General features: G+C 65.0%; 25 protein-coding genes and 3 tRNA genes. 20 read left to right on the top strand and 8 right to left on the bottom strand.

Annotated elements, in window-relative coordinates; translation table 11 throughout:
• The first annotated feature begins 18 nt into the window (after positions 1–18).
• From sufC to NA2_RS18810, 6 genes are all read left to right on the top strand, one after another.
• Positions 19–774: a Fe-S cluster assembly ATPase SufC gene (sufC, locus tag NA2_RS18785; RefSeq protein ID WP_008598763.1), complete on the top strand. Its 756-nt coding sequence runs from the start codon at positions 19–21 to the stop codon at positions 772–774.
• Between the two features lie 10 nt (positions 775–784).
• Positions 785–2,053 carry a Fe-S cluster assembly protein SufD gene (gene sufD, locus NA2_RS18790; RefSeq protein ID WP_008598764.1) on the top strand — a complete coding sequence of 423 codons (1,269 nt, stop codon included), beginning with the start codon at positions 785–787 and terminating at the stop codon, positions 2,051–2,053.
• A gap of 103 nt (positions 2,054–2,156) precedes the next feature.
• A complete protein-coding gene (locus NA2_RS18795; protein ID WP_008598765.1) occupies positions 2,157–3,398 on the top strand; it encodes a cysteine desulfurase in 1,242 nt (413 codons plus the stop codon).
• Positions 3,395–3,796, top strand: coding sequence for an SUF system Fe-S cluster assembly protein (locus tag NA2_RS18800; RefSeq protein WP_008598766.1), 402 nt, complete (start codon positions 3,395–3,397; stop codon positions 3,794–3,796). The genes NA2_RS18795 and NA2_RS18800 overlap by 4 nt, the downstream gene beginning before the upstream one ends.
• Before the next feature lie 198 nt (positions 3,797–3,994).
• Positions 3,995–4,375 carry a Fe-S cluster assembly scaffold SufA gene (gene sufA / locus NA2_RS18805; RefSeq protein ID WP_008598767.1) on the top strand — a complete coding sequence of 127 codons (381 nt, stop codon included), beginning with the start codon at positions 3,995–3,997 and terminating at the stop codon, positions 4,373–4,375.
• Positions 4,376–4,669: 294 nt separating this feature from the next.
• Entirely contained in the window at positions 4,670–6,778 is a 2,109-nt protein-coding gene (locus tag NA2_RS18810) for a TonB-dependent receptor domain-containing protein (protein ID WP_244423679.1), read from the top strand.
• A 292-nt stretch (positions 6,779–7,070) separates the two neighbouring features.
• Here the strand turns inward: NA2_RS18810 and NA2_RS18815 are convergent, their stop codons facing one another.
• Both NA2_RS18815 and NA2_RS18820 read right to left on the bottom strand, forming a co-directional pair.
• On the bottom strand, positions 7,071–8,504 hold the full coding sequence (locus NA2_RS18815; RefSeq protein WP_008598770.1) for a DEAD/DEAH box helicase: 1,434 nt from the start codon (positions 8,502–8,504) through the stop codon (positions 7,071–7,073).
• Positions 8,505–8,663: 159 nt separating this feature from the next.
• Entirely contained in the window at positions 8,664–9,437 is a 774-nt protein-coding gene (locus tag NA2_RS18820) for an NAD kinase (RefSeq protein WP_008598771.1), read from the bottom strand.
• Between the two features lie 158 nt (positions 9,438–9,595).
• On the opposite strand from NA2_RS18820, the gene NA2_RS18825 reads away from it, so the two are divergent.
• The 6 genes from NA2_RS18825 to NA2_RS18850 all read left to right on the top strand — a co-directional run bounded on the left by NA2_RS18825 (position 9,596) and on the right by NA2_RS18850 (position 15,840).
• Positions 9,596–9,671: transfer RNA gene (locus tag NA2_RS18825), tRNA-Thr, on the top strand.
• A 295-nt stretch (positions 9,672–9,966) separates the two neighbouring features.
• Positions 9,967–10,893, top strand: a complete 927-nt coding sequence (locus tag NA2_RS18830; RefSeq protein ID WP_008598772.1) for a LysR family transcriptional regulator — start codon at positions 9,967–9,969, stop codon at positions 10,891–10,893.
• A 386-nt stretch (positions 10,894–11,279) separates the two neighbouring features.
• Positions 11,280–11,771, top strand: coding sequence for a Csu type fimbrial protein (locus NA2_RS18835; RefSeq protein WP_008598773.1), 492 nt, complete (start codon positions 11,280–11,282; stop codon positions 11,769–11,771).
• Positions 11,772–11,790: 19 nt separating this feature from the next.
• Complete coding sequence (locus tag NA2_RS18840) at positions 11,791–12,507, top strand: fimbrial biogenesis chaperone (protein ID WP_008598774.1); 717 nt, start codon at positions 11,791–11,793, stop codon at positions 12,505–12,507.
• Positions 12,508–12,514: 7 nt separating this feature from the next.
• Complete coding sequence (locus tag NA2_RS18845; protein ID WP_008598775.1) at positions 12,515–14,890, top strand: fimbria/pilus outer membrane usher protein; 2,376 nt, start codon at positions 12,515–12,517, stop codon at positions 14,888–14,890.
• The gene (locus tag NA2_RS18850) at positions 14,890–15,840 is read left to right on the top strand and encodes a Csu type fimbrial protein (RefSeq protein ID WP_244423682.1); all 951 of its coding nucleotides are present in this window, start codon (positions 14,890–14,892) and stop codon (positions 15,838–15,840) included. The genes NA2_RS18845 and NA2_RS18850 overlap by 1 nt, the downstream gene beginning before the upstream one ends.
• A 15-nt stretch (positions 15,841–15,855) precedes the next feature.
• Here NA2_RS18850 and NA2_RS18855 read toward each other — a convergent pair whose 3' ends face one another.
• A complete protein-coding gene (locus NA2_RS18855) occupies positions 15,856–16,722 on the bottom strand; it encodes a TrmH family RNA methyltransferase (RefSeq protein WP_008598777.1) in 867 nt (288 codons plus the stop codon).
• Positions 16,723–16,912: 190 nt separating this feature from the next.
• Here NA2_RS18855 and NA2_RS18860 point away from each other — a divergent pair.
• From NA2_RS18860 to NA2_RS18875, 4 genes are all read left to right on the top strand, one after another.
• A tRNA-Tyr gene (locus tag NA2_RS18860) sits at positions 16,913–16,997 on the top strand.
• A gap of 31 nt (positions 16,998–17,028) precedes the next feature.
• Positions 17,029–17,102, top strand: a tRNA-Gly gene (locus NA2_RS18865).
• A 291-nt stretch (positions 17,103–17,393) separates the two neighbouring features.
• Complete coding sequence (locus tag NA2_RS18870) at positions 17,394–17,768, top strand: SH3 domain-containing protein (protein WP_008598778.1); 375 nt, start codon at positions 17,394–17,396, stop codon at positions 17,766–17,768.
• Positions 17,769–17,826: 58 nt separating this feature from the next.
• Positions 17,827–18,312, top strand: coding sequence for a 2-thiouracil desulfurase family protein (locus tag NA2_RS18875; protein ID WP_008598779.1), 486 nt, complete (start codon positions 17,827–17,829; stop codon positions 18,310–18,312).
• A 199-nt stretch (positions 18,313–18,511) separates the two neighbouring features.
• Here NA2_RS18875 and NA2_RS18880 read toward each other — a convergent pair whose 3' ends face one another.
• From NA2_RS18880 to NA2_RS18890, 3 genes are all read right to left on the bottom strand, one after another.
• The gene (locus tag NA2_RS18880) at positions 18,512–18,919 is read right to left on the bottom strand and encodes a VOC family protein (RefSeq protein ID WP_008598780.1); all 408 of its coding nucleotides are present in this window, start codon (positions 18,917–18,919) and stop codon (positions 18,512–18,514) included.
• Positions 18,920–19,205: 286 nt separating this feature from the next.
• Entirely contained in the window at positions 19,206–19,850 is a 645-nt protein-coding gene (locus tag NA2_RS18885; RefSeq protein ID WP_008598783.1) for an NHL repeat-containing protein, read from the bottom strand.
• A gap of 9 nt (positions 19,851–19,859) precedes the next feature.
• Complete coding sequence (locus tag NA2_RS18890) at positions 19,860–21,080, bottom strand: hypothetical protein (RefSeq protein ID WP_008598785.1); 1,221 nt, start codon at positions 21,078–21,080, stop codon at positions 19,860–19,862.
• A gap of 102 nt (positions 21,081–21,182) precedes the next feature.
• Between NA2_RS18890 and NA2_RS18895 the strand changes: the two genes are divergently transcribed.
• Positions 21,183–21,467 (top strand): hypothetical protein, encoded by a 285-nt coding sequence (locus NA2_RS18895; protein WP_040678607.1) that lies wholly within the window; start codon positions 21,183–21,185, stop codon positions 21,465–21,467.
• A gap of 2 nt (positions 21,468–21,469) precedes the next feature.
• Positions 21,470–22,162 carry a DUF899 domain-containing protein gene (locus NA2_RS18900; RefSeq protein ID WP_008598788.1) on the top strand — a complete coding sequence of 231 codons (693 nt, stop codon included), beginning with the start codon at positions 21,470–21,472 and terminating at the stop codon, positions 22,160–22,162.
• Between the two features lie 92 nt (positions 22,163–22,254).
• On the opposite strand, the gene NA2_RS18905 is transcribed toward NA2_RS18900, so the two are convergent.
• Positions 22,255–22,704: a DUF6691 family protein gene (locus tag NA2_RS18905; RefSeq protein ID WP_008598790.1), complete on the bottom strand. Its 450-nt coding sequence runs from the start codon at positions 22,702–22,704 to the stop codon at positions 22,255–22,257.
• Positions 22,705–22,707: 3 nt separating this feature from the next.
• Positions 22,708–23,157, bottom strand: a complete 450-nt coding sequence (locus NA2_RS18910) for a YeeE/YedE family protein (protein ID WP_008598792.1) — start codon at positions 23,155–23,157, stop codon at positions 22,708–22,710.
• A 375-nt stretch (positions 23,158–23,532) separates the two neighbouring features.
• Here NA2_RS18910 and NA2_RS18915 point away from each other — a divergent pair, with 375 nt between their 5' ends.
• Positions 23,533–24,075, top strand: a complete 543-nt coding sequence (locus NA2_RS18915; RefSeq protein WP_008598794.1) for a DUF2867 domain-containing protein — start codon at positions 23,533–23,535, stop codon at positions 24,073–24,075.
• A gap of 83 nt (positions 24,076–24,158) precedes the next feature.
• A partial coding sequence (locus tag NA2_RS18920) for a GTP-binding protein (RefSeq protein ID WP_008598797.1) occupies positions 24,159–24,642 on the top strand: 484 nt, incomplete at its 3' end.

Below are 24,642 nucleotides of genomic sequence, written 5' to 3' on the forward strand. Positions count from 1 at the left end.
AACAGTTTGGAAGAAATCATGCTTGAGATCAAAAACCTGCACGCACGCATCGCCGAGGACGGCACCGAGATCATTCGCGGCCTCAACCTGACCGTCAAGGCCGGAGAGGTGGCCGCGATCATGGGGCCGAACGGGTCCGGCAAGTCGACGCTCTCCTACATCCTGGCCGGCCGCGAGGACTACGAGGTCACCGAGGGCGAGATTCTCTACAACGGCGAATCCATCCTCGAGATGGATCCTGCCGAGCGCTCCAGCGCCGGCATTTTCCTCGCCTTCCAGTATCCGATGGAGATACCGGGCGTGGCGACGATGGAGTTCCTGAAGACGGCGATGAACGCCCAGCGCCGGGCGCGCGGTGAGGAAGAGCTGAAGATCCCCGATCTCCTGAAGCGCGTTCGCGCCAGCGCCGACGAACTCAACATGGACATGGCCATGCTGAAGCGTCCGCTCAATGTCGGCTTCTCCGGCGGCGAGAAGAAGCGCGCCGAGATCCTCCAGATGAAGCTGCTCGAGCCAAAGCTCTGCATCCTTGACGAGACCGATTCCGGCCTCGACATCGATGCGCTGAAGATCGTCGCGGACGGCGTCAACGCGCTGCGCTCGCCCGAGCGCGCCGTCGTTGTCATCACCCACTACCAGCGGCTTCTGGAATACATCGTCCCCGACACCGTGCACGTGCTCTATCGTGGCCAGGTGATCAAGTCGGGCGAGAAGGACTTGGCGCTGGAACTGGAAAAGAACGGCTATGCCGGCATTATCGGCGAAGCCGCCTGAGGAGCCTGCGATGAACGTGCACGCACAGACCACGCGGACACCCGCCGAGGCGGCGCTGATTGACAGTTTCGCCGGTCGCGTTTCCGAGTTACCGGGCGACGCGGCCGTTACGGTTCGCCGCGACGAAGCGCTCGAGCTTCTGAAGAACGGCCTGCCGTCGCGGCGCGTCGAAGCCTGGCACTACACCGACCTGCGCCGGCTCCTGTCCTCCGTTCCCGCGTTCAAGCCCGTCTCCGAGGCGGAGCCGGTCGCGCCGCTGATCGAACGCTCCGCGGTTCTGGCGGTTCTCGGCGGCGCTGCCGTGGACCGGAACACGGGGATCGACGGGGTCACGGTTTCGACCGTCGCCGACCGGCTGATCGAGGGCGGCATGACCGACGGTCTCGCCGCCGCCGAGCCGCATGACGCGGTGGGCGCGATCAATGCCGCATTCGTTTCGGACGGCTACGTGATCGACATCGCCGAGGGAGCAAACCTCGACCGGGCGATCGAACTGCAGAACCTCCACACGGGTGGCCAGGCGCATAGCCGCTTCTCGGTCAAGGCGGCTGCCGGGGCGAAGGCGACCATCGTCGAGCGGCAGGCTGGCGACGGAGAGGCGCTGGTCTCGTCCATCAGCGATCTCGATGTGGCGGACGACGCCGAGGTCCTCTGGATCGTGCTGCAGGAGCAGCCCGACACGGCATCGTATCTCGGCAGATTCTCCGCCCGGCTCGGCAAGAATGCCAAGCTGACCCTGTTCGTGATGAACAGCGGCGGCAAGCTGGTGCGGCAGGAAGTCAGGGTCGAGGCTGCTGGCGAGGGATCGGAGTTCCGCCTGCGCGGGGTCAATCTCCTTGCCGGCGAGGCCCATTGCGATGTCACCATGGTGCTCGACCACATCGCGCCGGACACCTATTCCACCGAGACCCTGCGCAACGTGGTGACCGGTCGGGCCAACGGCGTCTTCCAGGGGCAGATCCGCGTCGCGCGGGATGCACAGAAGACCGATGCCAAGATGGCCTGCAACACGCTGCTCCTGTCGGACGATGGCGGCTTCTCGGCCAAGCCGGAACTCGAGATCTTCGCCGATGACGTGGCCTGCGGCCATGGCGCGACGGTGACGGAGATCGACGGCAATCACCTGTTCTACCTGATGGCGCGCGGCATTGACGAGAAGACGGCGCGCGGTCTGCTGGTGAAGGCGTTCGTCGCCGAGGTGATCGAGGAACTCGACGACGAAGCGGTCGTCGAGGCGCTGGAAGGCAAGCTCGACGCCTGGTTCGTGGAACACGGGTGATGGCTGGCACAGGCTGAACGGCGGTTTCCGCCGCAACGTTTGCGGCGAGACCCGCCACCAGCCTCAGCTGAACGCCGGGTATAAAACGGGAAGGTTCGAGGCAGTGGACCAGAAGGTCGAAAACAGCAAATACGACGTCGAGGCGATCCGCCGCGATTTCCCGATCCTGGCGCGCGAGGTCTATGGGAAACCGCTGGTCTATCTCGACAACGGCGCTTCGGCCCAGAAGCCGCAGGCCGTTATCGACGCGGTGACGCATGCCTATGCGAACGAATACGCGAATGTGCATCGCGGCCTGCACTTCCTCTCCAATGCGGCGACCGACGCCTATGAGAAGGCGCGCGAAACCGTTCGCCGCTTCCTCAACGCGCCGAGCGTCGACGAGATCGTCTTCACCAAATCCGCGACCGAGGCGATCAATACGGTCGCCTACGGCCACGCCATGCCGCAGATCGGGGAGGGCGACGAGATCGTGCTCTCGATCATGGAGCACCATTCCAACATCGTACCGTGGCACTTCCTGCGCGAACGCCAGGGCGCCAGGCTTGTCTGGATACCCGTCGACGACGAGGGCGTGCTGAGCGTCGAGGCGTTCGAGCGGAGCCTGACGGATCGCACGCGGCTGGTGGCGATTACCCATATGTCAAACGTGCTGGGCACGGTGACGCCGCTGAAGGCGATCATCGAGATCGCCCATGCGCGCGGCATTCCGGTGCTGGTCGATGGCAGCCAGGGTGCCGTGCACCTGCCGGTCGACGTCCAGGCGCTCGATTGCGACTTCTATGTCTGCACGGGGCACAAGCTCTACGGGCCGTCGGGGATCGGCGTGCTCTACGGCAAGAAGGAGCGGCTCGCCGCCATGCGGCCCTTCCAGGGCGGCGGGGAGATGATCGAGGACGTGTCCCTCGATGCCGTCACCTACAACGACCCGCCGCATCGCTTCGAGGCGGGAACCCCGCCCATCGTGCAGGCGATCGGCCTGGGCGCGGCGCTGGAGTACATGGAAGGCGTTGGTCGCGAGGCGATCGCCGCGCACGAGGCCGATCTGGCGCGTTACGCCCATGAACGGCTCGGACGCATCAATTCGCTGCGCATTTTCGGCAACGCGCCCGGCAAGGGATCGATCATCTCCTTCGAACTGCAGGGCATTCACGCGCACGACGTGTCGATGGTGATCGACCGTGCCGGCGTCGCCGTGCGTGCCGGAACCCATTGCGCCCAGCCGCTCCTGAAGCATTTCGGCGTGACCTCGACATGCCGCGCCTCCTTCGCCATGTATAACACGCGGGCCGAGGTGGATGCCTTGGCCGAAGCGCTTGAAAAAGCCCGCACATTCTTCGGATGACGATGATGACCGACGCACCGCAGGACGACCAGGCCGCAACGATCGACACGGATGCCCCCGTCGTGCCCGGGTCCAGCATACCCCAGGAGGAACTGGCCCGGCTGACGGACGACATCGTCAGCGCCCTGAAGACCGTCTACGACCCGGAGATACCGGCCGACATCTATGAGCTCGGCCTGATCTACAAGATCGACATCGAGGACGACCGCTCGGTCAAGATCGACATGACGCTGACGGCGCCCGGCTGCCCGGTGGCGGGCGAAATGCCCGGCTGGGTGCAGAATGCGGTCAGCGCGGTCGAGGGGATCAGCGATGTCGAGGTATCGATGGTCTTCGACCCGCCATGGACGCCGGATCGCATGTCGGAAGAGGCGCAGGTGGCCGTCGGCTGGTACTAGAACATCGGACCGGAAAGTGGAAACCGGTTTTCGGTCATTCCGATGCTCCATCAATGATTTGGATCGTCCTTTGTGCGTCCGAAAGGACGCACGGCGATCCAAGGCGCCTGAACGCGCCCCTTGCAACCGCGCTGAAACTTGACCATCTTCAGGGAAAGCCTTCCGCGAGCCTTGCCCTCGCTGTGAATGGAGAGACGCATGAGTCGATTTCAAGTGATGAGCATGACCGACGCCGCAGCCAGCCGCGTGCGCGAGATCATGGATGCGCGCGAGGGTGCCAGGGGCGTGCGCGTCGGCATCAAGAAGGGCGGCTGCGCGGGGATGGAGTACACGGTCGATCTGGTGACGGATGCCGATCCCGGCGACGACCATGTCGAGCATCAGGGCGCGCATGTCTATGTCGCGCCGGAAGCGGCGCTGTTCCTGCTTGGAACCGTGCTCGACTTCGAGGTGACGAAGCTGCGCACCGGCTTCACCTTCAACAATCCGAACCAGACATCCGCCTGTGGCTGCGGCGAATCGGTGGAATTAAAGCCTGCCGAGCTCAAGGAACTCGCCGAGGCACGCGGCGCATTCTGAACCGCCGGGGCGGCAAACTCCACAGATCGATCGTAAGGGATCTCCGAAATTCCCTGCGGGCGAAGACCCGCCGGAGTTTTCGCGTGCGCTCCATGGTTTGTTTGCAGAATAATACTTGACTATAAAAATCATATTTATAACGTGCCGACGCGGTTGCCGCTGACCCGGCCGCCGTTCCTGCCAGCAAGCATGTGTCTGAACCCGCGTGATGAGCCAGCCTTTGTCCAGGTCGACTGAAGGGGGCTTCACATGCTTATGCGCTCAAGGCGCCGTCACATCGTTTCCGCAACCGCCATGGCCGTTGTCATGGCAGGGGCATCGGCAAGCGTCTCACTGGCTCAGGAAAGCGGAGAACGGACGGCGGATCGCGCCTTCGCGCAATCGACGCTTCTCCAGCGGCTTCTCATCACGGACGCCGGCGGGGGGGATCCCTATGCCAGGCCCGCGCCCGCGAGCCGCGTGGAGCGGGAGGCGATCACCGAGCGTTTCGGCGGCGACGCCAACCAGGTGCTTCGCTCGGCGGCGGGCACGTTCACCCGCAACCCGTCCGACCAGCCGGGACTGACGGTGAACGTTCGGGGCCTGCAGGGCATGGGACGCGTCAACACGATGATCGACGGGGTGCCGCAGACTTTCCGCAATCTGTCCGGCCATGGCGGCACCTTCGACGATCTTGCCTATGTCGATCCCAATCTCCTGACGAGTGTCGATGTGGTCCGCGGGGCCGTTTCCGGTGCGGAGGGCATGGGGGCGCTCGGCGGCTCCGCCAATTTCCGCACCATCGGCATCGATGACGTGCTTCTGCCGGGACGCGACTACGGCGTGATGAACACGTGGCGCGGGGGCAGCAACCATTTCGGCTGGTCCGGCATGATCGCCGGCGGCCTGCGCGCGCCCATGTTCCCCAACGGGGAGGGGACCGCGAACCTTGTCGGTGCGTTCTCCTATACGGAGAAAGGGCATTTCGAGAATGGCGATAGTGTCGCGGTGCCGTTCGATCCGACGAACAAGCCCGGTTCGGGGCTGCTGAAGATGGAGCTGAAGCCGAACGACACGCACGAGCTGAAGCTCGGCGGACGCTGGTATGACAACGCGTTCCACGTCCAGAGCGCCGGCTACGACTGGTCGATCAACAATCAGACCTATACCGCCAACTATGCCTACACGCCGGGCAACCCGTTATGGGATCTGCGGGTAAACGCCTATCTCAACACGACGGAGCTGGATTTCGACGGCGTCGGCGGGGTTTTCTCCGACCGGAACGGCGTCAACAAGAGCGCCGGCGTCGACATCAGCAACCGCAGCCGTACCAGCTTTGGCGAGACGGACCTCGAGTTCTACTACGGCGCAGCCTATTCCTCCGACGACTACAAGGGTAACGACCGGCGGGGCGCAAATCCGGACGGACGCCTAATCAAGGCGGGCCTGTTCGGCGAAACGTCGCTCACCCACGGCATGCTCGGGCTGAAGGGCCGGCTGCGCTACGATCGCTGGCAGTTGAGCGGTGTCCGGGGCTACACGCTGCCGGGTGTGGGAACCTGCCCGCCTGGCGGCGGCAACTGTCCCGGCGAAACCGCCAGCCGCTCCGGCGACGAGTGGAACCCGAGCGTGACCGCCACATTGAGGCCGCTCGACTGGATGGAGTTCTACGCCACCTACGCGCACACCTATCGCGCGCCGACGGCTTCGGAAATGTTCTATCCGGGTGGACACAATTTCAGCGGCGGCGGCAGCCCGATCGAGAACAATCTGGATCTGGTGGCCGAGACCATGCGCGGCATAGACATCGGTGTGAACGTCACGGCGAACGACCTGCTGATCGCGGGCGACGCATTCCGGCTGAAGGCGGGCTATTTCCGCAACCGCATCGAGAACTTCATCACCTATGGGCGGGAGCAGAAGCCGAGCGACCCTCGTCCGATGGTGCGGTGGATCAACCTGCCGGGCACCACGACCATGAGCGGCTTCGAGCTCGAAGGCGGATATGATGCGGGCTTCCTCTACGCGAACTTCTCGCTCACCATCGCCGACACCGAGCAGCCGCTGCCTTATTTTGCGGGCGTCGGAAACGACGTGGGCAGGCTGCCCGACGACTTCGCGACGATCGACGTCGGGACGCGGCTGTTCGACCAGCGGCTGACGCTCGGCGGGCGCATGCGCTACGTGGGCGACAGCGTGCAGGTCTTCTTCGACGATGCCAATTCGCTGCACTTCCCGGACTATGTGCTATTCGACGCCTATGGCTCCTGGCAGTTCAACGAGAACGCCAAGCTCTTCTTCTCGGTCGAGAATATCGCGGACAAGAGCTACATGAACGCCATGGGCGGCTTTGCGGACAGCTACAAGGGCGTCAACACGGGCCGTGGCCGCACATTCATCGTCGGTGCGACGGCGCGCTTCTAACGCATGCCGCTTTCGGATGGATTCATCCGAAAGGAAAAAGCACTGTTTCAGACCGTTGCAGCGCCGTGCGTGTCATGAGACGCGCGGTGCTACAGGGCACAGGATCAGATCCCGGTTGTTCTGCCCGCGCCAGGGAGCGGGCAGCGGCGCGCTAACAGCCATGTGCGCTTGAACCAGGAACAACACGATCCATGGAGTGCCGCGATCCGGAATGGATGGAGAGTGCTCCGGAATCGAAGAAGCCGCCACGGGTTACCGCGGCGGCTTCTTTTTAGGGTCGTCTGAAGGGCATTCAGCCCTTGACGCCGATCTCCATGAAGGCGGGAACGTCGTCGCCAAAGCCGACCACGGCGTTGTCTTCCTCGCGCTCGCGGCGCTGATCCTGCTTGCGCGGCCTGCGCTCTGCCTGAGACGCGTCGTCGTGGCGGGCCTTGCGCTCGGTGTTCTCCGCCTTGATCGCTTCCCTGCGGCCCTTTCCGGCCTCAGCCTTGCGGCCCTTGTCCTCGCCGACGTCCGAATCTTCCTTCTTCGGCGCGCGCTTGCTGCCGCCGCGGCCGCGCGGCTTCTCCGCCGTCTCGTCCTCGGCGCTCAGCGTCGACAGGTCGCCGTCGAGCCATTCCGGCTCCCGGCCGATCAGCTTGCCGATCGCGTCGACATATTTCTGGTCGGCGCGGCTCACCAGCGTGAAGGCCTTGCCCGAGCGGCCGGCACGGCCGGTGCGGCCGATGCGGTGCACATAGTCGTCCGCATGGATCGGCACATCGAAGTTGAAGACGTGGCTGACATCGGGAATGTCGAGGCCGCGCGCGGCCACATCGGATGCCACGAGCAGCTTCAGATTGCCCTTGCGGAAATTCTCCAGCATGGTCATGCGCGCACGCTGGTCCATATCGCCGTGCAGCGCGCCCGCGTCGTATTCATGGCGCGCCAGGGAGCGGAACAGCGTGGCCACTTCGCTCTTGCGGTTGCAGAAGATGATCGCGTTCTTCAGCGTTTCGCCTTCATCGTCGATCAGCTTGCGCAGCTTCTCCCGCTTGTCCCACGGCTTTGATCCGACCTTGACGAAGCGCTGCGTGATGTTGGTGGCGGTGGTGGCGGGGCGTGAAACCTCGACACGCACCGGACCCTGCAGGAACTGTTCCGTCAGCTTGGTGATTTCGGGCGGCATGGTCGCCGAGAAGAACAGGGTCTGCCGCGTGAAGGGGATCAGCTTGCAGATGCGCTCGATATCCGGAATGAACCCCATGTCGAGCATGCGGTCGGCCTCGTCGATGACGAGGATCTCGACGCCGGTCAGAAGCAGTTTGCCGCGCTCGAAATGATCGAGCATGCGGCCGGGCGTGGCGATCAGCACATCGGCGCCGCGCTCGAGCTTCTTCTCCTGCTCGTCGAAGGAGACGCCGCCGATCAGCAGCGCGATGTTCAGCCGATGGTTCTTGCCGTATTTGACAAAGTTCTCCTCGACCTGGGCCGCGAGCTCGCGCGTCGGTTCGAGGATCAGCGTGCGCGGCATGCGCGCCCTTGCGCGTCCACGCTCGAGCCTAGTCAGCATCGGCAGGACGAAGGAGGCGGTCTTGCCCGTCCCCGTCTGGGCGATGCCCAGAACGTCCTTGCCGGCCAGCGCGTGCGGTATGGCGCCTGCCTGGATCGGAGTGGGTTCCGTGTAGCCGGCATCGGTTACGGCGGAAAGAACCTTCGGCGAGAGGCCAAGGTCCGAAAATGTCATCGCTTCCTGAGCGGCGTCTTGTTCTGCTGGCACGTTTTGGCTGTCTTTGCTTTCGCGGCGTGGCGCCGTCCGTGAGGCATCCTGCCTCGAATCCATGCAGGGCCTACGGGTTGCAGCGCCCATTGTCAACAGAACACATGCCGTAAAGTCAGGCGCGTTTCAATAGCGAAACTGTTCTGACAGGATGCGTTCGTTCCAGGAATGGCTCTCGTCGAAAAGCACGGTCACCGTCCTGTCGTGGGATTCGCGAACGCTGACGGAGACCACCGACTTGATTTCCGTGTGATCGGCGACCGCGTTGACGGGCCGCTTGTCGGGTTCCAGAATGTCAAAGCGCACCGTCGCCTGGTTCGAGACGAGGGCGCCACGCCAGCGGCGCGGGCGGAAAGGGCTGACCGGGGTCAGGGCGAGCAATGGTGCGTCAAGCGGCAGGATCGGCCCGTGCGCCGAGAGATTATAGGCGGTCGACCCCGCTGGCGTTGCCACCATCACGCCGTCGCAGATCAGTTCCTCCAGCCGCACCTTGCCGTCGATGGAGATGCGGATCTTCGCGGCCTGATAGGACTGGCGCAGCAATGACACCTCGTTGACGGCGAGAGCCTCCGTGATGTTGCCATCTGCGTCGAGCGCGTGCATCTGCAGCGGACGAACCGTCTCGCCGATGGCCGCGGCAATGCGCTCACGCAGCCCGTCCTCGCGATACTCGTTCATCAGGAAGCCGACGGTCCCGCGGTTCATCCCGTAGATGCGCTTGCCGGTGCCCATGGTTTCACGCAGCGTGTGCAGCATGAAACCGTCGCCGCCGAGCGCGACGATGACGTCGGCATCCTCGATGCGCTCCTGTCCGTAGAGGGCCGAAAGGCGCGCTGCTGCTTCCTGGGCATCGTCGGTGTCGGCGCATACAAAGGAAAGGGCCGGTAGCGGTGGGTTCATGGAATGGATCGGCCCTCTAGACTGCGGTCTGCTACCGGTTAGCATGCAGCCGGACAACTGCAAAGGTTCCGGCGGCTGCATTGATGTGGGTATCGCGTCGGCGCAATGCCAGTTTTGATTTCACTCGCGCGGCGATTATGCTAACGGGAGCACCGATTGCCCTTGTAGCTCAGTTGGTAGAGCACCTGATTTGTAATCAGGGGGTCGGCGGTTCGAGTCCGTCCGGGGGCACCATCATCGCCGCTGCCGCGCCTCTGCATCACCACCGCTGCCCAAGGGCGAAAGAACCGTCTTTTCTTTGCAGCTTTTTCGTGTATTCATCCTTTTCCTGAACTGCAGGGTTGCTTGGTTCGGGGGCCTCGCGCGCGATGGTTCTTTCGTGTGCGGGCGGGCCGGTTTCCCGTGACGGGATCCGCGAAACGCAAGCGGATAAGGCTGTGTTCGTTCCCATCGGGCCTGTACGACCCGGGCGGAATGGTTATAACCGTGACGGCTTTTCCGGGTGCAAAAGGGCGAGGGGAATAAACTGGTGGTAGACTGGGAGGATATCCGGCACTTCCTGGCCGTGGCCCAGAGCAAATCGCTCGCCGGCGCCGCGCGTGCGCTCGATGTGGATCGCGCGACCGTCGGAAGGCGGCTTGCTGCGCTGGAAGCCACGCTCGACGTGCGCCTGGTCGACCGCCCTTCCCGATCCTGTCGTCTCACGCCCGTTGGCGCGCAGGTCTATAAATGGGCCGTCGATATGGAAGCCAATGCCCACGGCATTGCGGACGTGGTGAAGGCCGCCCGCACTCCCATCATCGGGCGGGTCACGCTGAGCGCGCCGCCGATCCTCGCAGCCCATGTCTTCGCCGCGCACATGCCGCGTTTCCGCAGCGAGCATCCGCATATCGAGATATCGCTCTCCGCCCATGATGCCCAGAGCCAGCCCAGGAAAAGCGAGACGGATCTCGCCGTCCGGCTCGTCCCGCCCGATGAGCGCGACGGTACTGCCCGGACCATCGGGACGATGACCTTCGGTCTTTACGCTCATCGGGACTATGCCCATCTGGATGTGCCGGAGCGCTGGCAGTTCATCGCTTTCGATCAGCGGTACGCCGATCTGCCGCTGCAGCGCTGGCTGCTCGGCGTTGCAGGCGACCGGCCCGTGGTCAGCGAACTGAACCGCATCAGCGAACATCTGATCGCTGCGCGCGCCGGGATCGGCATTGCGGGCCTGCCATGCTTCATCGCCGATCGGGACCGGGACCTCGTGCGGATCTATGACGACGTGCCGTCCTTCGCGCGCGATCTCTGTCTGGTGAAGCGCAGGGACCTGCGCAAGACGCAGGCGGTGCGGGCCGTCATGGACTTCATCGCTGATGTCGTCGCGGGCAATCCCGACCTGGCGCCCGGAAGTCCTCTATCGCAGTATGACGACCGGCTGGAGCAGCCGGCCAGGCGCGCGGTCGGCTGACGCGGGCGATCTGCCGTTGTCGCCACCGTAGTCGCAGCACGATCCGCGCGGCGTCGGCTCTTGAAGTTTCCCGCGGGTTTCCTTTTTGGACGCAATGGCCGCTGTCTCAGGCTTCGGAGTCCTGGCGGAAATTTGATCAAATAATCATTTTTTCCGCTTTGATCTACGTCAGGCGTGTTCTGTGGTCTCCTGTGCTTCCTGCGGGTGAATTATTTTCTATTTAAAATGTTTTCATTGCATTTGGATGGGCATTCTGTCCTTTCGGTCATCTGTCTATTAACGAAAATTTATCTGTCTGATATGAGTATTCGATGAGGGCCGGGGTGATTCTGTCGGTAATCCGATGTTGTCGGATTCGAGGATTCACGAGGTCCAGCGTGCCAAGATTGATCCAGATTGCACTTCCCGTCGCCGTCCTGGCGTCGTTTGCGTCGGCAGGTCCGGTCCATTCGGCCACTGCGACGGGCACGATGAATGTCCGCGTCACCATCCAGGCCGAATGTACGGTCGTATCGGCCGCCGACCTGGATTTCGGCACCCAGGGCGTTCTGAGTGCCGACATCGACCAGACGACAACGATCAATGTCCAGTGCACCGACGGCACCCCATACAATGTGGGTCTGAACGCCGGAACGGGCGCCGGGGCCAGCGTGACGACGCGGTACATGACCGGGCCGGGATCGGCCGTCGTCGCCTACGGGCTCTACCGGGACGCGGCCCATGCGCTGGTGTGGGGAGACACGGTGTCGAGCGATACGGTCGGCGGAACCGGGAACGGCAGTTCGCAGGCCCTGACGGTCTATGGAAACGTGCCGCCGCAGACCACACCCGCCGCGGGGGCCTACGCCGACCTTGTGACGATCACGATAACCTACTGAGAAGCGGGAGGAGGCGGCAATGCGCTTGCTCTCGGTCGGTCTTGGCATCCTGCTCTCCGCCTTGTGGATGCATGCGGGCGCAGCGGCGACGCTGCGCGTCGCGCCGACGACGCTCGAACTCATCGCTCCAGACAGCGCAGCGGTTCTCCGCCTGCGCAACGACGCGAAGCGGCCGATCAACGTGCAGATCCGGGTATTTCGATGGATGCAGTCCAACGGCGCGGACCGTTTCGAGGCGACGGACATGGTGGTGGCCAGTCCGCCGGCGACGCAACTCGCCCCGGGCATGGACTACACGGTCCGCGTGGTGCGCACCGCACGCCGCCCGGTCACCGGCGAGGAGAGCTATCGCGTGGTGGTGGACGAACTTCCGGATCCGGGGCGCCGCCGGGCGGGCACGGTTAGCCTCGTGGTGCGCCACGTGATCCCGGTGTTCTTCCGCGCAGCGGATGCTCCGGGTCCGCGCGTTTCATGGAACCTGGCGCGTTCGGGCGGGCGGCTCGTCCTGGTGGCGCGCAATACCGGCTCATCCCGGTTGCGGATTTCGGACGTCCTGCTGCGCGCGGGCGGCGGGGTCGTCAGGCGCGAAAGCGGCCTGCTGGGCTACGTTCTGGGCGGGGCAACGATGCAATGGCCGCTCGGGGCCGCCGCAGGCCTGGGCGGCGGCCCCGTCACCATGACCGTTCAAACCCATCTCGGACCCATTGAAGCGACTTTGCCCATACGCGGCCGCTAGGCTGATCGTGACGATCGCCGTTGCCTGCGGCGGCCTGCCGGCGGTCGCGCAGGAACAGCCGAGAGCCGACCGGGCGCGGGCGCCCGTGGATGTGATACGCGACCTTTATCTGGAGGTGTTCATCAACGATGCCTCGACCCGTCTGATTGGTCATTTCAAGGAACTGGCGGATGGCGGCCTCGCGGCAACGCGCGGGGAGTTGCGCGAGGTCGGCTTGAATGCGGGAGGCGCTGCGGGCAATGACGAGGAGCTGGTCCGGCTCGATACGCTTCCGGGCGTCGTCGTCGCCTATGACGAAGCCGCGCAGGGGCTTTTCGTGACGGCCTCGAATGCCAGCCGGGCGGAGCATGTCGTCGATATCGCTCCCGCGCCTGCCGAAGGACGCAAGCCAACCGCCTCCGGCTTCGGCGCGGTTCTCAACTATGCCTTGTTCGCCAGTTCGAACACGCTGTCGAAGGGCGATGGCGCGCTGCTGAAGGGCATTTCGGGCAGTTTCGAAGCGCGCCTGTTCAGTCCCTACGGAACCGTCAGCCAGTCCTTTGTGGCCGGCTACACGGATGGCGAACTCGACGGGTTCCGGCGTCTGGCCACGAGCTGGACCTATTCGGACCCAGCGCGGCTGATCACATACCGGGCAGGGGATTTGGTGACGGGAGGCCTTCCCTGGACCCGACCGGTCTATCTGGGCGGCCTGCAGGTCCGGCGGAACTTCGCCCTGCGGCCCGACCTCGTCACGCTGCCGCTGCCCGCCTTTTCCGGAACGGCGGCGGTTCCCTCGACGCTGGAGGTCTATACGCGGAATGCGCGCAGCTATTCCGGAGATCTCGCGGAGGGACCGTTCCGCCTCGTCAACCTGCCGGCGGTCGCCGGTGCCGGTTCGGCACGGATCGTGCTGCGCGACCTGCAGGGCCGCGAGAGCACCGTCACCCTGCCGTTCTATGCCTCGACCATGCTTCTGCGCAAAGGCCTGCTCGACTTTTCGGCGGAGATCGGATTTCCGCGGCGGGATTTCGGCACGAATTCAGATGGTTACGATGACGAGTTGATGGGGTCTGTCAGCGCCCGCTACGGATTGGCCGACTGGTTGACGCTAGAAGGACATCTGGAAGGCGGGGCCGAGCTGGTCAACGGCGGGGTCGGCGCAGCCTTTCCACTGGGCGCCTATGGCGCGGCGTCGTTCGCCGCGGCGGGCAGCGCGTATAGGGGCGAAACGGGCTTTCTCGCCAGCGCTTCCGTCGAACTCGGTTTCGAAGGCTGGACGCTGCGCGGCCGCATCCAGCGGACGTTCGGCGACTATCAGGACATCGCCTCGGTGACCGCACGGCCGGAGGCCGGGGGCGAGGCTGGCCTGGCGCGCCTCAGTGCCGGCGTGCCGCGCGCCATCGATCAGCTCTCGATCGGCGTGCCGCTGGCTCTGGACATGTCCAACCTCAATCTCTCCTACACCCACCTCACGGACGCGGCGGGAGAGCGCAGCCGGATCTTTGGTCTTTCCTACGGGCAGCGTCTCACCGAACGCGGCAGCCTTTACGCTTCGGCGTTCATCGACGCGGAGGACCGCCGGCATTTCGGCGTCTTCGCCGGCGTCTCCTTCTCGTTCGGTAAGACGGTGACCGCTTCGACGGCAATCGAGCAGGGACAGGATGGAACACGGCTGGTCTCGCAGCTTTCCAGTCAGGAGCGCAGGGAGAACGGCAGCATCGGATGGCGCCTGCGCAGTGCGGAAGGCAGCAGGCCCGACCGGTCGGCTTCCGTCAGCTACCGTTCCGCCTTCGGGCGGGGCGAGGTCGCGGTGCAGAACCACGACGAGGATTTCCGCTTCACCGGCCAGTGGGACGGCGCGCTCGCCGTCGCCGGCGGCGGCGTGTTTGCGACCAACCGCCTCGACGATGCCTTCGCCGTGGTCGACGTGGGAGCGCCCGGCATCGAGGTGCGGCATCAGAATCGGCCGGCCGGGCGCACCAACCGGCATGGCCGGCTTCTGGTGCCGGACCTGGTGTCCCATGAGGAGAATGCGCTGTCCTTCGATCCGCGCGACCTGCCGGTCGATGCGGAGATCCCGGCCACAACGCGGGCGGTGGTGCCGGCCAGCCGGTCGGGCGTGGTGGTGGATTTCGGCGTGTCCAAGGCGTCGGGCACGGCCCTCGTGGCCTTCGTCGATGCGGCGGGCGATCCCTTGCCGGTGAGCCTGACGGGGGTTGTGGTCGGTCCGGCGGAAAGCGCCTTCGTCGTCGGCTATGACGGAGAAGCCTATCTGCATGGTCTCGAGGCGGAGAACCGGGTGCGGATCGAACTGGCGGACGGGCGCATGTGCGAGGCGAAGTTCGCCTTCCGCCCGGATCCGGGAAACCAGGTGCGGATCGGCGGTGTCCCGTGCCTTTGATCCCGTATCTGCGGCTTCTTCTGCTGGCTGCCCTCGCCATCGCGGCAGGCACGCGGCTTTCCCTGGCGCAAAACTGTTCGTTCACGGTATCGAATGTCAGCTTCGGCGTCGTCGATACGCTGGCGGGAGGGCAGGTCAACACCACCGCGACTGTCAACGCGACCTGCACCGGCCTGACCCTGTCGCGCATCCTCATCTGCCCGAACCTGGGGGCGGGGAGCGGCGGCGCCACGCCCGCCGCGCGGCTGATGGTCAGCGGCGGCAGCGTGCTCGCCTATCAGCTCTATTCCGATGCGGCGCGCAGCACGGTGTGGGGTTCCTATCTGTGGGCCTATGCGGCCCGCCCGCCCTCGCTGTCGCTGACATTGGGGGTTCTGGGCGGAGGGAGCGCGAACTATACGCTTTACGCGGCAATGCCTGGCGGCCAGACGACGGTTGCCGCGGGAACCCATTTGTCCAGTTTCGCCGGCGCCGATGTGGAGTTCCGCTATCGCTATTCGCTCGGGAACGACTGCTCTGTCCTCTCGGGCTCGGTGGAGCGCCCCGGCTTCAATATCAGCGCTACCGTGGCGAGCAATTGCCTCGTCTCGACGCAGGACGTGGATTTCGGCACGCAGGGCGTGCTCGGTACAAACGTGGACGCGACGGGCCGTGTCTCCGTCACCTGCACCCCGGGAAACAGCTATTCGGTGGGGCTGGACGGCGGCGCGTCGGGCGGGCCGCCGACCGCGCGGCTGATGACGAAGGGCGCCGAAACGGTGACCTATGGTCTCTATCAGGACGCCGCCCGCTCCTTGCCGTGGGGATCCGGTTCTGTTCCGGGCGAGGCCGTGGCGGGCACGGGGACGGGCACGTCGCAGGACATCACCGTCTATGGGCGGGTGCCGCCGCAGGCGACGCCGTCGCCCGGCACCTATGCCGACACGGTGGTGGTCACCGTGACCTACTGACCGCCGCGGTGGTGGTCAGCGCCGCTCCGCCAAATGCAGGCGCGCCGCATAGAGTGAGACCGCTGCGGCGTTGGAAACGTTCAGCGAGCGGATCGGCCCCGGCATGTCCAGCCGCGCGAGGGCGGATACCGTTTCGCGGGTTTTCTGCCTGAGGCCCTTGCCCTCGGCGCCCAGGACCAGCGCGATGCGCTCGCCCTCGAAGGTCGCCTCGAGCTTGTCCGGCCCGTCCGAATCGAGACCGATGGCCTGAAAGCCGGCCGCCTGCAGTTCCTCGATGGTGGCGGCAAGGTTGCGGACCGTCACGTGGTCGATGTGTTCGAGCGCTCCCGATGCCGCTTTCGCCAGAACTCCCGATTCGGCCGGGCTGTGGCGTGCGGTGGTGACCAGCGCGTTGACGCCGAAGGCGACGGCCGAGCGCATGATGGCGCCGACATTGTGCGGGTCCGTGACCTGATCGAGGACGAGCACCAGCGCGGCGCCTTCCAGATCGCCGAGCGGCCGCGCCGCGAGCGGCTCGGCTTCGAGCAGCACGCCCTGATGCACGGCGTCCGGCCCGGTCAGACGGTCGATGTCGCGCGGCTCGACCATCTCGACGGGAAAGGGCAGGGCGGCGGGATCGCCCAGTTCAAGGCGCGCGGCGGCGTTGCGCGTGACGCGCATGTGGCGGATGACGCGGCGCGGATTGTCGAGCGCGGCGCGTACTGTGTGCAGGCCGTAGAGCCGCACCAGCCCGTCCTCCGGACCGCCGGCTGCCTGTGGCTTCTGTCCCGGTCTCGGCGCGCGCCCGTCGCGGCGCGTTTCCTGCGTGCGCTCGCGGTGCGCCCGCCGCAGCCTTGCGTAGTGGCTGTCCTTCGGGGTCTTTGAATCTCGATCGTCGCTCATCGCGCTTCTATAGAGCGCGGCGCGGAAAAGTGGAAACGCATTCGCGCGGACGGAAGTTTTTCGCCGCGGATCGCCGACGGGCTGTTGACAGCACCCTGCCGCCTCGCCATAAGGCCCATCGCGGAAAACGACCGGCGGCTTCGCCCGCTTCGCGTTTCGCGACACATCGCACGGCTTCCGGCGGTATGACGGAGGGGTGTCCGAGTGGTTAAAGGAGACGGACTGTAAATCCGTTCGCTATGCGTACGCTGGTTCGAATCCAGCCCCCTCCACCACCGTTCACGGAAGCCAGGCGAAGCGAACCCGGCGGGTATAGCTCAATGGTAGAGCAGCAGCCTTCCAAGCTGAATATGCGGGTTCGATTCCCGCTACCCGCTCCAGGTTATCCAATTGAAATTGCTGTTTTTCGCGATGAAATCGGCTTGGCGTGTCAATGGCGCGTGCCAATGGGTGCCGATACGACCGAACGCTTTCCTGGATTCCTAGGTTTCGTAGGGGGGTAGCGGCCACATCTCCGGAGAACCGGGGACGCGCCCAGATTCATCCTTCGTCTGCGGGACACCTGACGCGGTCCATGCTACGGCATGGATGACGGAGCGACGGGCAGCGTGGAACGAACTGGCCGACTTCAGCCGAACCGCCGTGCTGTCTCACCATGCAGAGGAACATCCATGAAGTCGGGCCACAATTATATCGTCACCCTGCCGCATGTCAGCGAGTTCCCCGAACCGATGGCCTTGAAGAAGGGGGACTGGGTTTCGGTCGGCGAACTGTATGACGGCCCCGAAGGTTGGCCCGACTGGTATCTCTGTTCCGTTCCGGGGCAGGAAGCCGGTTTCGTACCGGAGCAGATACTCGATCGCCATGCGGATAGGTTCGGCACCATGCTGGAGGATTTCACCAACCGGGAGCTGGATGTCGTGGAAGGCGAATTGCTGCGCGGCGCGCGCCAGCTTAACGGCGGGCTATGGGCAACCCGCATCTCCGACGGCGCGACGGGGTGGGTGCCTCTCGAAAACACACGCGCCACAAGTTCGCAAACCTGAACCCGGTTGTTGCAGGCTTTCGGATTCCGGCGGCTGTCGAGTGGATATGGACGGAGCGATGGACGACAAGATTTTGGTCAGCGCGTGTCTTCTCGGCAGACCTGTCCGCTACAATGGATCAGCCAAGACCGTGACGCATCCGGCGCTGGAACAATGGCGGCGCGAGGGAAGGCTCGTTTCGATCTGCCCCGAGTTGACGGCCGGTTTCAGCGTGCCGCGTCCCCCGGCCGAGATCGCGGCGGGCCAGTCGGGCGAGGCGGTTCTTGCGGACGGCGCGCGCGTCGTCGAGGCGACCGGCGCGGATGTGACGGACCTGTACGTTGCTGGCGCCCGCGCAGCCCTGGACCTGGCGCGTGAGCATGGGTGCAGGTTTGCCCTGCTGATCGACGGCAGCCCGTCATGCGGCAGCGGCTTCATTTATGACGGAGCGTTCGCCGGCCGGAAGCATGTCGGCGCGGGCGTGACGGCCGCGCTTCTCCGGCAAGAGGGGATCGAGGTTTTCGCGGAGACGGAGATCGACGCCCTGCAGGCCCGCTTATCTTAGGCTTCGGATTTTGCAAACGTCCACAGCGCGGCAACCGTCCGTTGGAAAAAGGACCGCTTCCGTGGCCGGGAGCGGTCCTTTCCCGGCCTGGCTGATCGTCGCCGGCATCGGACCGGAAGGTGGAATCGGTTTCCGGTTCTTCCGATGCTCCAAAGATGATTCAGATCGTCCTTTGTGCGTCCGTACGGACGTGGCGGGACTACGCGGTCGGCATGTCGCCCATGCTCATGAACACCGCCTCCCAGACATGACCATCGGGGTCGGCGAGGTTGCGGTTGTACATGAAGCCGAGATCCTTGACCGGGTTGATGTCGGCGGTTCCGCCGTGCGCCACTGCCGCCTCATTCATCGCATCAACCGCCTCCCGGCTGTCGCACGACAAGGCCAGCATGACCTCGCTGGACGTGGCCGGCGGGATCGGGCGATCGGTGAAGGTCCGCCATGTGGCGTGCGTCATCAGCATGACATGGATCGCCTCCGAGACGACCATGCAGGCTGTGCTTTCATCGCTGAACTGCGGATTCTTCGTGAAGCCGAGCGCCCCGTAGAACGCTTCGGATTTGGCCAGGTCGGTGACCGGCAGGCTCACGAAAATCGTCTTCGTCATCGTTCATGTCCTCTCTTTTTCGCCGGCATCCGCCTGCCCCGAAAGCAGAATCTGCCGGCATGCTGAAGCTTCGACGTGACCGTCACGACGACCGCTTGGACATGATGGCTAGAGCATTTTGCGATGAGGCGAAATTACCTGTCACCCGCATAAATACGAAGCAACAATGGGATCCGCCGTCGCCTCGCACCTGCGTTTGGCAAAGCTCTCGTCTTCAATCGATCGATCCGGAGCTGCGCTGCGGGGAAATGATCACTCGCCGGGGCGGGCAGCCTTGCCCGACCGTTCAGGTGACGTCCCGGCCCGGCCGACGAACGGCTCTCACGGTTCCGCTGTTCCCGCCTCCGCAGAAAAAGCGATCGCCGCCGTTGGATTCGAGCCCCGACACGCCGGTTCCGGGCGGCATGCTTAACCGCTCGAGCACTTCCCCTGTTTCCGGGTCGATGTGGCGAACGTCGCTTCTGCCGTCTTCCCAGGTGCCGTGCCAAAGCTCGCCATCGACCCAGGTGACACCGGTGACGAACCGATCGGATTCGATCGTGCGCAGCACGTCTCCGGTTTCGGGATCCAATTGATGAATCTTGCGGCCGCGATGCTGCCCGACCCAGAGCGACCCCTCCGCCCAGGCCAGCCCCGAATCCTCGCCATCTCCGGGCGCCGGTATGGTGGCGACGACCTTGCCGTCCCTGGGATCGATCTTGCGGATGACGGCATCCCCGATCTGGAACAGGTGTTCGCCGTCGAACGCGGTCCCGGCATGGGCGGCAGCCTCGAGCGAACGCACGATCTCCCCGCTTTCGGGATCGAGCGCGTTCAGCCTTTTGCCGGTTGCGAACCAGACCTGACTGCCATCGAAGCTGACCCCTGCCACGTCGTCCACGTCGGGGAAGGGGCCGTACTCGCGGATGATTTCGGCGGCTGAATGTTTCATGACTTCATCCTAGCCGAGAATGTCCGCGGCGGGGAGCAACAAGCTTGTCGGGAAACCCGGTACGCTCGACGTGATCCAGCGGCGCGCGCGCCCGCGCCCGAAGGCCTCGACCCTGCTGCCGCGGGCAAGATCCTCGAGTGCCCGCTGCACCGTGCGCGGGCTTACGCTCAAGGCCAGCGCCAAAGCCGAGCTCGACCAGGCTTCTCCATCTGCGAGAAGAGCGAGCACCCCGGCATGGTCGCTTTCCACGGGAGGTGCCAGCACCGCAACGCCTCCGGTGGCCCGAGGTCGCAGGACGAAGCCTTCCCTGGTCGCGCTCAGCGTGGCCAGCGGCTTGATCGCCCCGCGCAACCGCGCGATCTCGACGCGCAGCCGCGCGCGATGCGTCTCGTCGGCATGCCGTGCCCGGAAAGCACGCTTGAGAAGCGTTTCCCGCGCCACATCATCCGGCCATGCCTCCGCAAGGGCGCGCATCAGTGCGAGCAGAACCGGCCGGGTGGCGAGAGAGACAGTCGTTGCGCCTGCACGCACCACGTTCCGGCAGGCGTCCACCACAAGCGTATCGGAAGCCAACAGCGTTTCGACCTCTTCGAGCTGGAGCGGCCGCTCTGCACCGCGGGCGACGAAGCGGGCGGCTGGCGCCCCGAAAGCCCGGACCGCCTGCTCGACCTCGGCCGCGAGCGCCGGAATGCCGGTGCCTGCCGCTGCCAGTCGTGCCCGTTCCAGGGCGGCTCTTGCCGGCGCAGTCCTGATGCGGCGGATCGCTATGCCTGCCACCACCAGCTCACGCCCGACCTGCGAAGCGCGCGGCAGGGCGCGGGCATCGAACGCGCCGAGCATTTTTTCGGCTTCATCGATGCGTCCGATCAGGAGAAGGTATCGGGCCGCGAGATAGCCCGCGTGAGCGGCGTTCCTGCTGTCGCCGGACGCTTCGAGCGCCGTGCGCGCCGTGTTAAGCGTCTCCAGGGCGCGGCCCAGATCACGCGAAACAAGGGCGATTTCGGCTTCGGCAACGGCGCAGCGCGCCCGGGCCGCGGGGTCTTTCTGGCCGAAGTCGCGCGCCGCGGCACGCAGAAGCTCCCTGGCGCGCGGCAGGTCGCCGAGCTGCGCCATCGCGATGCCGCGCAACGCCACGGACGGCGGATCATCGCGCAATGCGACCCTTTTCAGCGCGGCGAGGGGGTCACCGGCCGAAAGTGCGCGCGCAGCGGCGATGATCAGAGGGTCCATTGAAATCCCGTCACACTTGTAACTCTCACTCGGTCCTCCGCCCGGGTTAGCGTTCCTGCATTGCAATTGCCGGAAACGGCGCACTTGATGAGAGAAGCGGACATGACGACATGCACAGCAACGGAAGAGGTCGCTTCGTCGCACAGGCCGACGCTCGATGCGTCCCGCTGGCTCGGGCTCGCGGCCACACCGACCTTCGCCGTGATGGCATGGATTTCCGCCACCGGTGCGACGGGCATGACGATGTGCTCCGCCGTCCCGGCTTTCATCCCCATCAACGACATGGCCCTGATGTACGCGCTGATGAGCCTCTTTCACCTGTCGCCGTGGATGAAGCTCCTTTCCGTGCATTTGCAGCGCCCCAGCACTGAAACCGAAGGAGACTGACGATGCAACACGCTGTTGTTTCAAGCAATGACTGGCTGATCGCCCGGAAGGCGCTTCTGAAAGCGGAGAAGGAGCTCACGCGTCTTCGCGACAAGGTCGCCCGCGAGCGGCTCGCCTTGCCCTGGACGCGGATCAACAAGAACTACGTGTTCGACACGCCGGAAGGTCCGCGCACGCTCGCCGATCTGTTCGACGGCCGGTCACAGCTTCTGGTGCAGCATTTCATGTTCGCGCCGGGATGGAAGGAAGGCTGCCCCAGCTGTTCCTACATGGCCGATCATACCGACGGCATGAACAAGCACCTGTCGCATCACGACGTTACCATGATCGCCGTCTCGCGCGCGCCGCTCGCCGAACTCGAGCGATACCGCAAACGCATGGGCTGGCAGTTCAAATGGGTGTCGTCCTTCGACAACGACTTCAACCACGACTTCCGCGTCAGCTTCACGCCCGAAGAGGTCTCCAGCGGAGACATCGACTACAATTTCGGCGAATGGCGGGAAACCGGCGAGGAATGGCCCGGTGTCAGCGCCTTTTACAAGAACGATGCGGGCGAGGTTTTTCGCACCTATTCGACCTACGGACGCGGGGTCGAGGTGATGATGGGCACCTACGACATGCTCGATCTCGCCCCGAAAGGCCGCAATGAGGCGAGCGGCATGGACTGGGTGCGCCGCCACGACCGCTACGAGTAGCCTCCCGCGTTCCGTGGCTTCCATGACCCGCCGATCCGGCTGTCATCCGTGCCCTGGCGCCTTGGCGCGCTGATCGTCTGGATGGTCGCCTGCTATTTCCCCTGCCGCGCGGCTTCGGCCGCGCGCGCACCGCTCGCGGCCATCAGCCCTTTCGCGACGAGGATGCCCCCGATCAGCGCGGCCACGAAGACGAAGACCTCGACCCGGCCCGTACCGAGCGCCGGCAGCGCGCCGCCCGGGCAGAAGCCGGCAATGCCCCAGCCCACGCCGAACAGGGCCGAGCCGCCGAGCAGGCGCGTGTCGATGCGCGGATTTTCGGGGATCTGGAACCGCGCGCCGATCAGCGGTGCCGGGCGTTTCAGCACAAGGCGGTAGCCGATGAAGGCGACGACCACGGCCCCGCCCATGACGAAGGCAAGGCTGGGATCCCAGGTGCCCGCCACATCGAAGAAGTTGAGCACCTTGGCCGGATTGGCCATGCCGGAGAGCGAAATGCCGGCGCCGAAGACGAGGCCGACGAGATAGGCGATCAGGAGACGCATGGTTCAGGCCCCGAGAAGGTGGCGGACGACGTAGACGGTCGCAGCCGTGGTCAGCATGAAGGTCAGGGTCGCGGCGATGGAACGGCGGGACAGGCGGGCCATGCCGCAGACGCCATGCCCCGAGGTGCAGCCCGACCCGTAGGTCACGCCGATCCCCACAAGGAAGCCGCCGACAAGCAGCATTGGCAGGGAGACGGGCACCTCGACGCTGGGCATCCGCCCGGTAACCGCCAGCACGGCGAGCGGTCCACTGATCATGCCGGCCAGCAATGCCAGCCGCCAGCCGGCCTCGCTGCGCGACGCGGGTACGACGATGCCTGCAAGAATCCCCGTGGCGCCCATGATCCGTCCGAGCGTCAGCATCAGCAGCACGGCCGCCGCTCCGATCAGCGCGCCGCCGGCGAGGGACTGCCAGGGGGTGAAGACGGTCTCGATGGCGGTCATCTCCGGCATGTCTTGCACCCCGCCAGCGAAGAAATCTCGGGGTTCACGGGTTCTGGATCGGCGTTCATGGTCCTGCTCTCCGGTTGAGTGGATCCTGTCCATTTCCCTTCGGCCGGCTTTCCGGCGCCGAAGAAGGGAGCACTGGCCGACCGGGCGCGGATGATGGTTCCGGCATGCCGGCCGCCCGGAAGGTTTGTCAGTCAGATGCATAGGGCAGGATGGGATGCGGCGCGAGTCCGGATCCCGACAAACGCCTGCGATAAGGGGCCGCAATGGCCTTATCCCGATGTCCGGGCTGCGACGTCAAGGCGCTGGAGCCGTTTCGCGGATTGACCTATGGTCCGGCGTCTTCGTTGTTCCGCACCGACCACGGGAGTTGCTGCGATGCCGTCAGTCGATCCTGCCCGAGCCGAGATCGCGCGCGTCCTGCCGGGCGCGCAGTTTGCCGACCGGTTCTCCCTGGTTCTTCCGGAAGAAACCATCGGGGCCGAGGAAGCGGCGCGCCGCATGTTCTCCTTCACGCCCCGGTGGATCAGCGGATTGATGACGCTGCGCGACCGCCTCGTGGCGCCGTTCGGCCTCAAGACGCGGCCGCGGATGCAAGGCGAGGGCGGTCCGGCGCCTGAAGGCAACTGGTTTCCCATCCTGGAGCGGTCGCCGGAGCGCATGGTTCTCGGCAGCGACGACCGCCATCTCGACTTTCGGCTGATCCTGGAGACCGAGCCCGCCATGCCGCATGGAACGCGGATCTCCAGTGCCACCGTCGTCAGGACGCACAATTTCCTCGGCCGGGCCTATCTGACGGCGGTTCTGCCGTTTCACAAGGTCATCGTCCCGGCGATGCTGCGGCAGGCCATGCGGCGGGGACCGGTCTCGCCTGCGTCCCGCCGGAGCGACACGGGCGCCGGTTCGGCGTCGATGCCGTAAAGGGGCTTGTAATTTGGCGGCTTTGTCGGTAATCGCCGCGCATCAAAAACCCAAACACTCCACGCCGCCCAAGGGAAATTGAGATGGCCAAAGGTAAATTTGAGCGTACGAAGCCGCATGTGAACATTGGCACGATTGGTCACGTTGACCATGGCAAGACGTCTTTGACGGCTGCGATCACGAAGTATTTTGGCGATTTCCGCGCCTATGACCAGATCGACGCGGCTCCGGAAGAGAAGGCACGCGGCATCACGATCTCGACGGCGCATGTGGAATACGAGACGGATGCGCGTCACTACGCCCACGTCGACTGCCCCGGCCACGCCGACTACGTGAAGAACATGATCACCGGTGCTGCGCAGATGGATGGCGCGATCCTGGTGGTTTCGGCCGCCGACGGCCCGATGCCGCAGACGCGCGAGCACATCCTGCTCGCCCGCCAGGTCGGCGTTCCGGCGATCGTGGTGTTCCTGAACAAGGTCGATCAGGTGGACGACGAGGAGCTCCTGGAGCTGGTCGAGCTCGAGGTCCGCGAGCTGCTTTCGTCCTACGACTTCCCGGGCGACG

Source organism: Nitratireductor pacificus pht-3B (genome assembly GCF_000300335.1).
Taxonomy (GTDB): domain Bacteria; phylum Pseudomonadota; class Alphaproteobacteria; order Rhizobiales; family Rhizobiaceae; genus Nitratireductor; species Nitratireductor pacificus.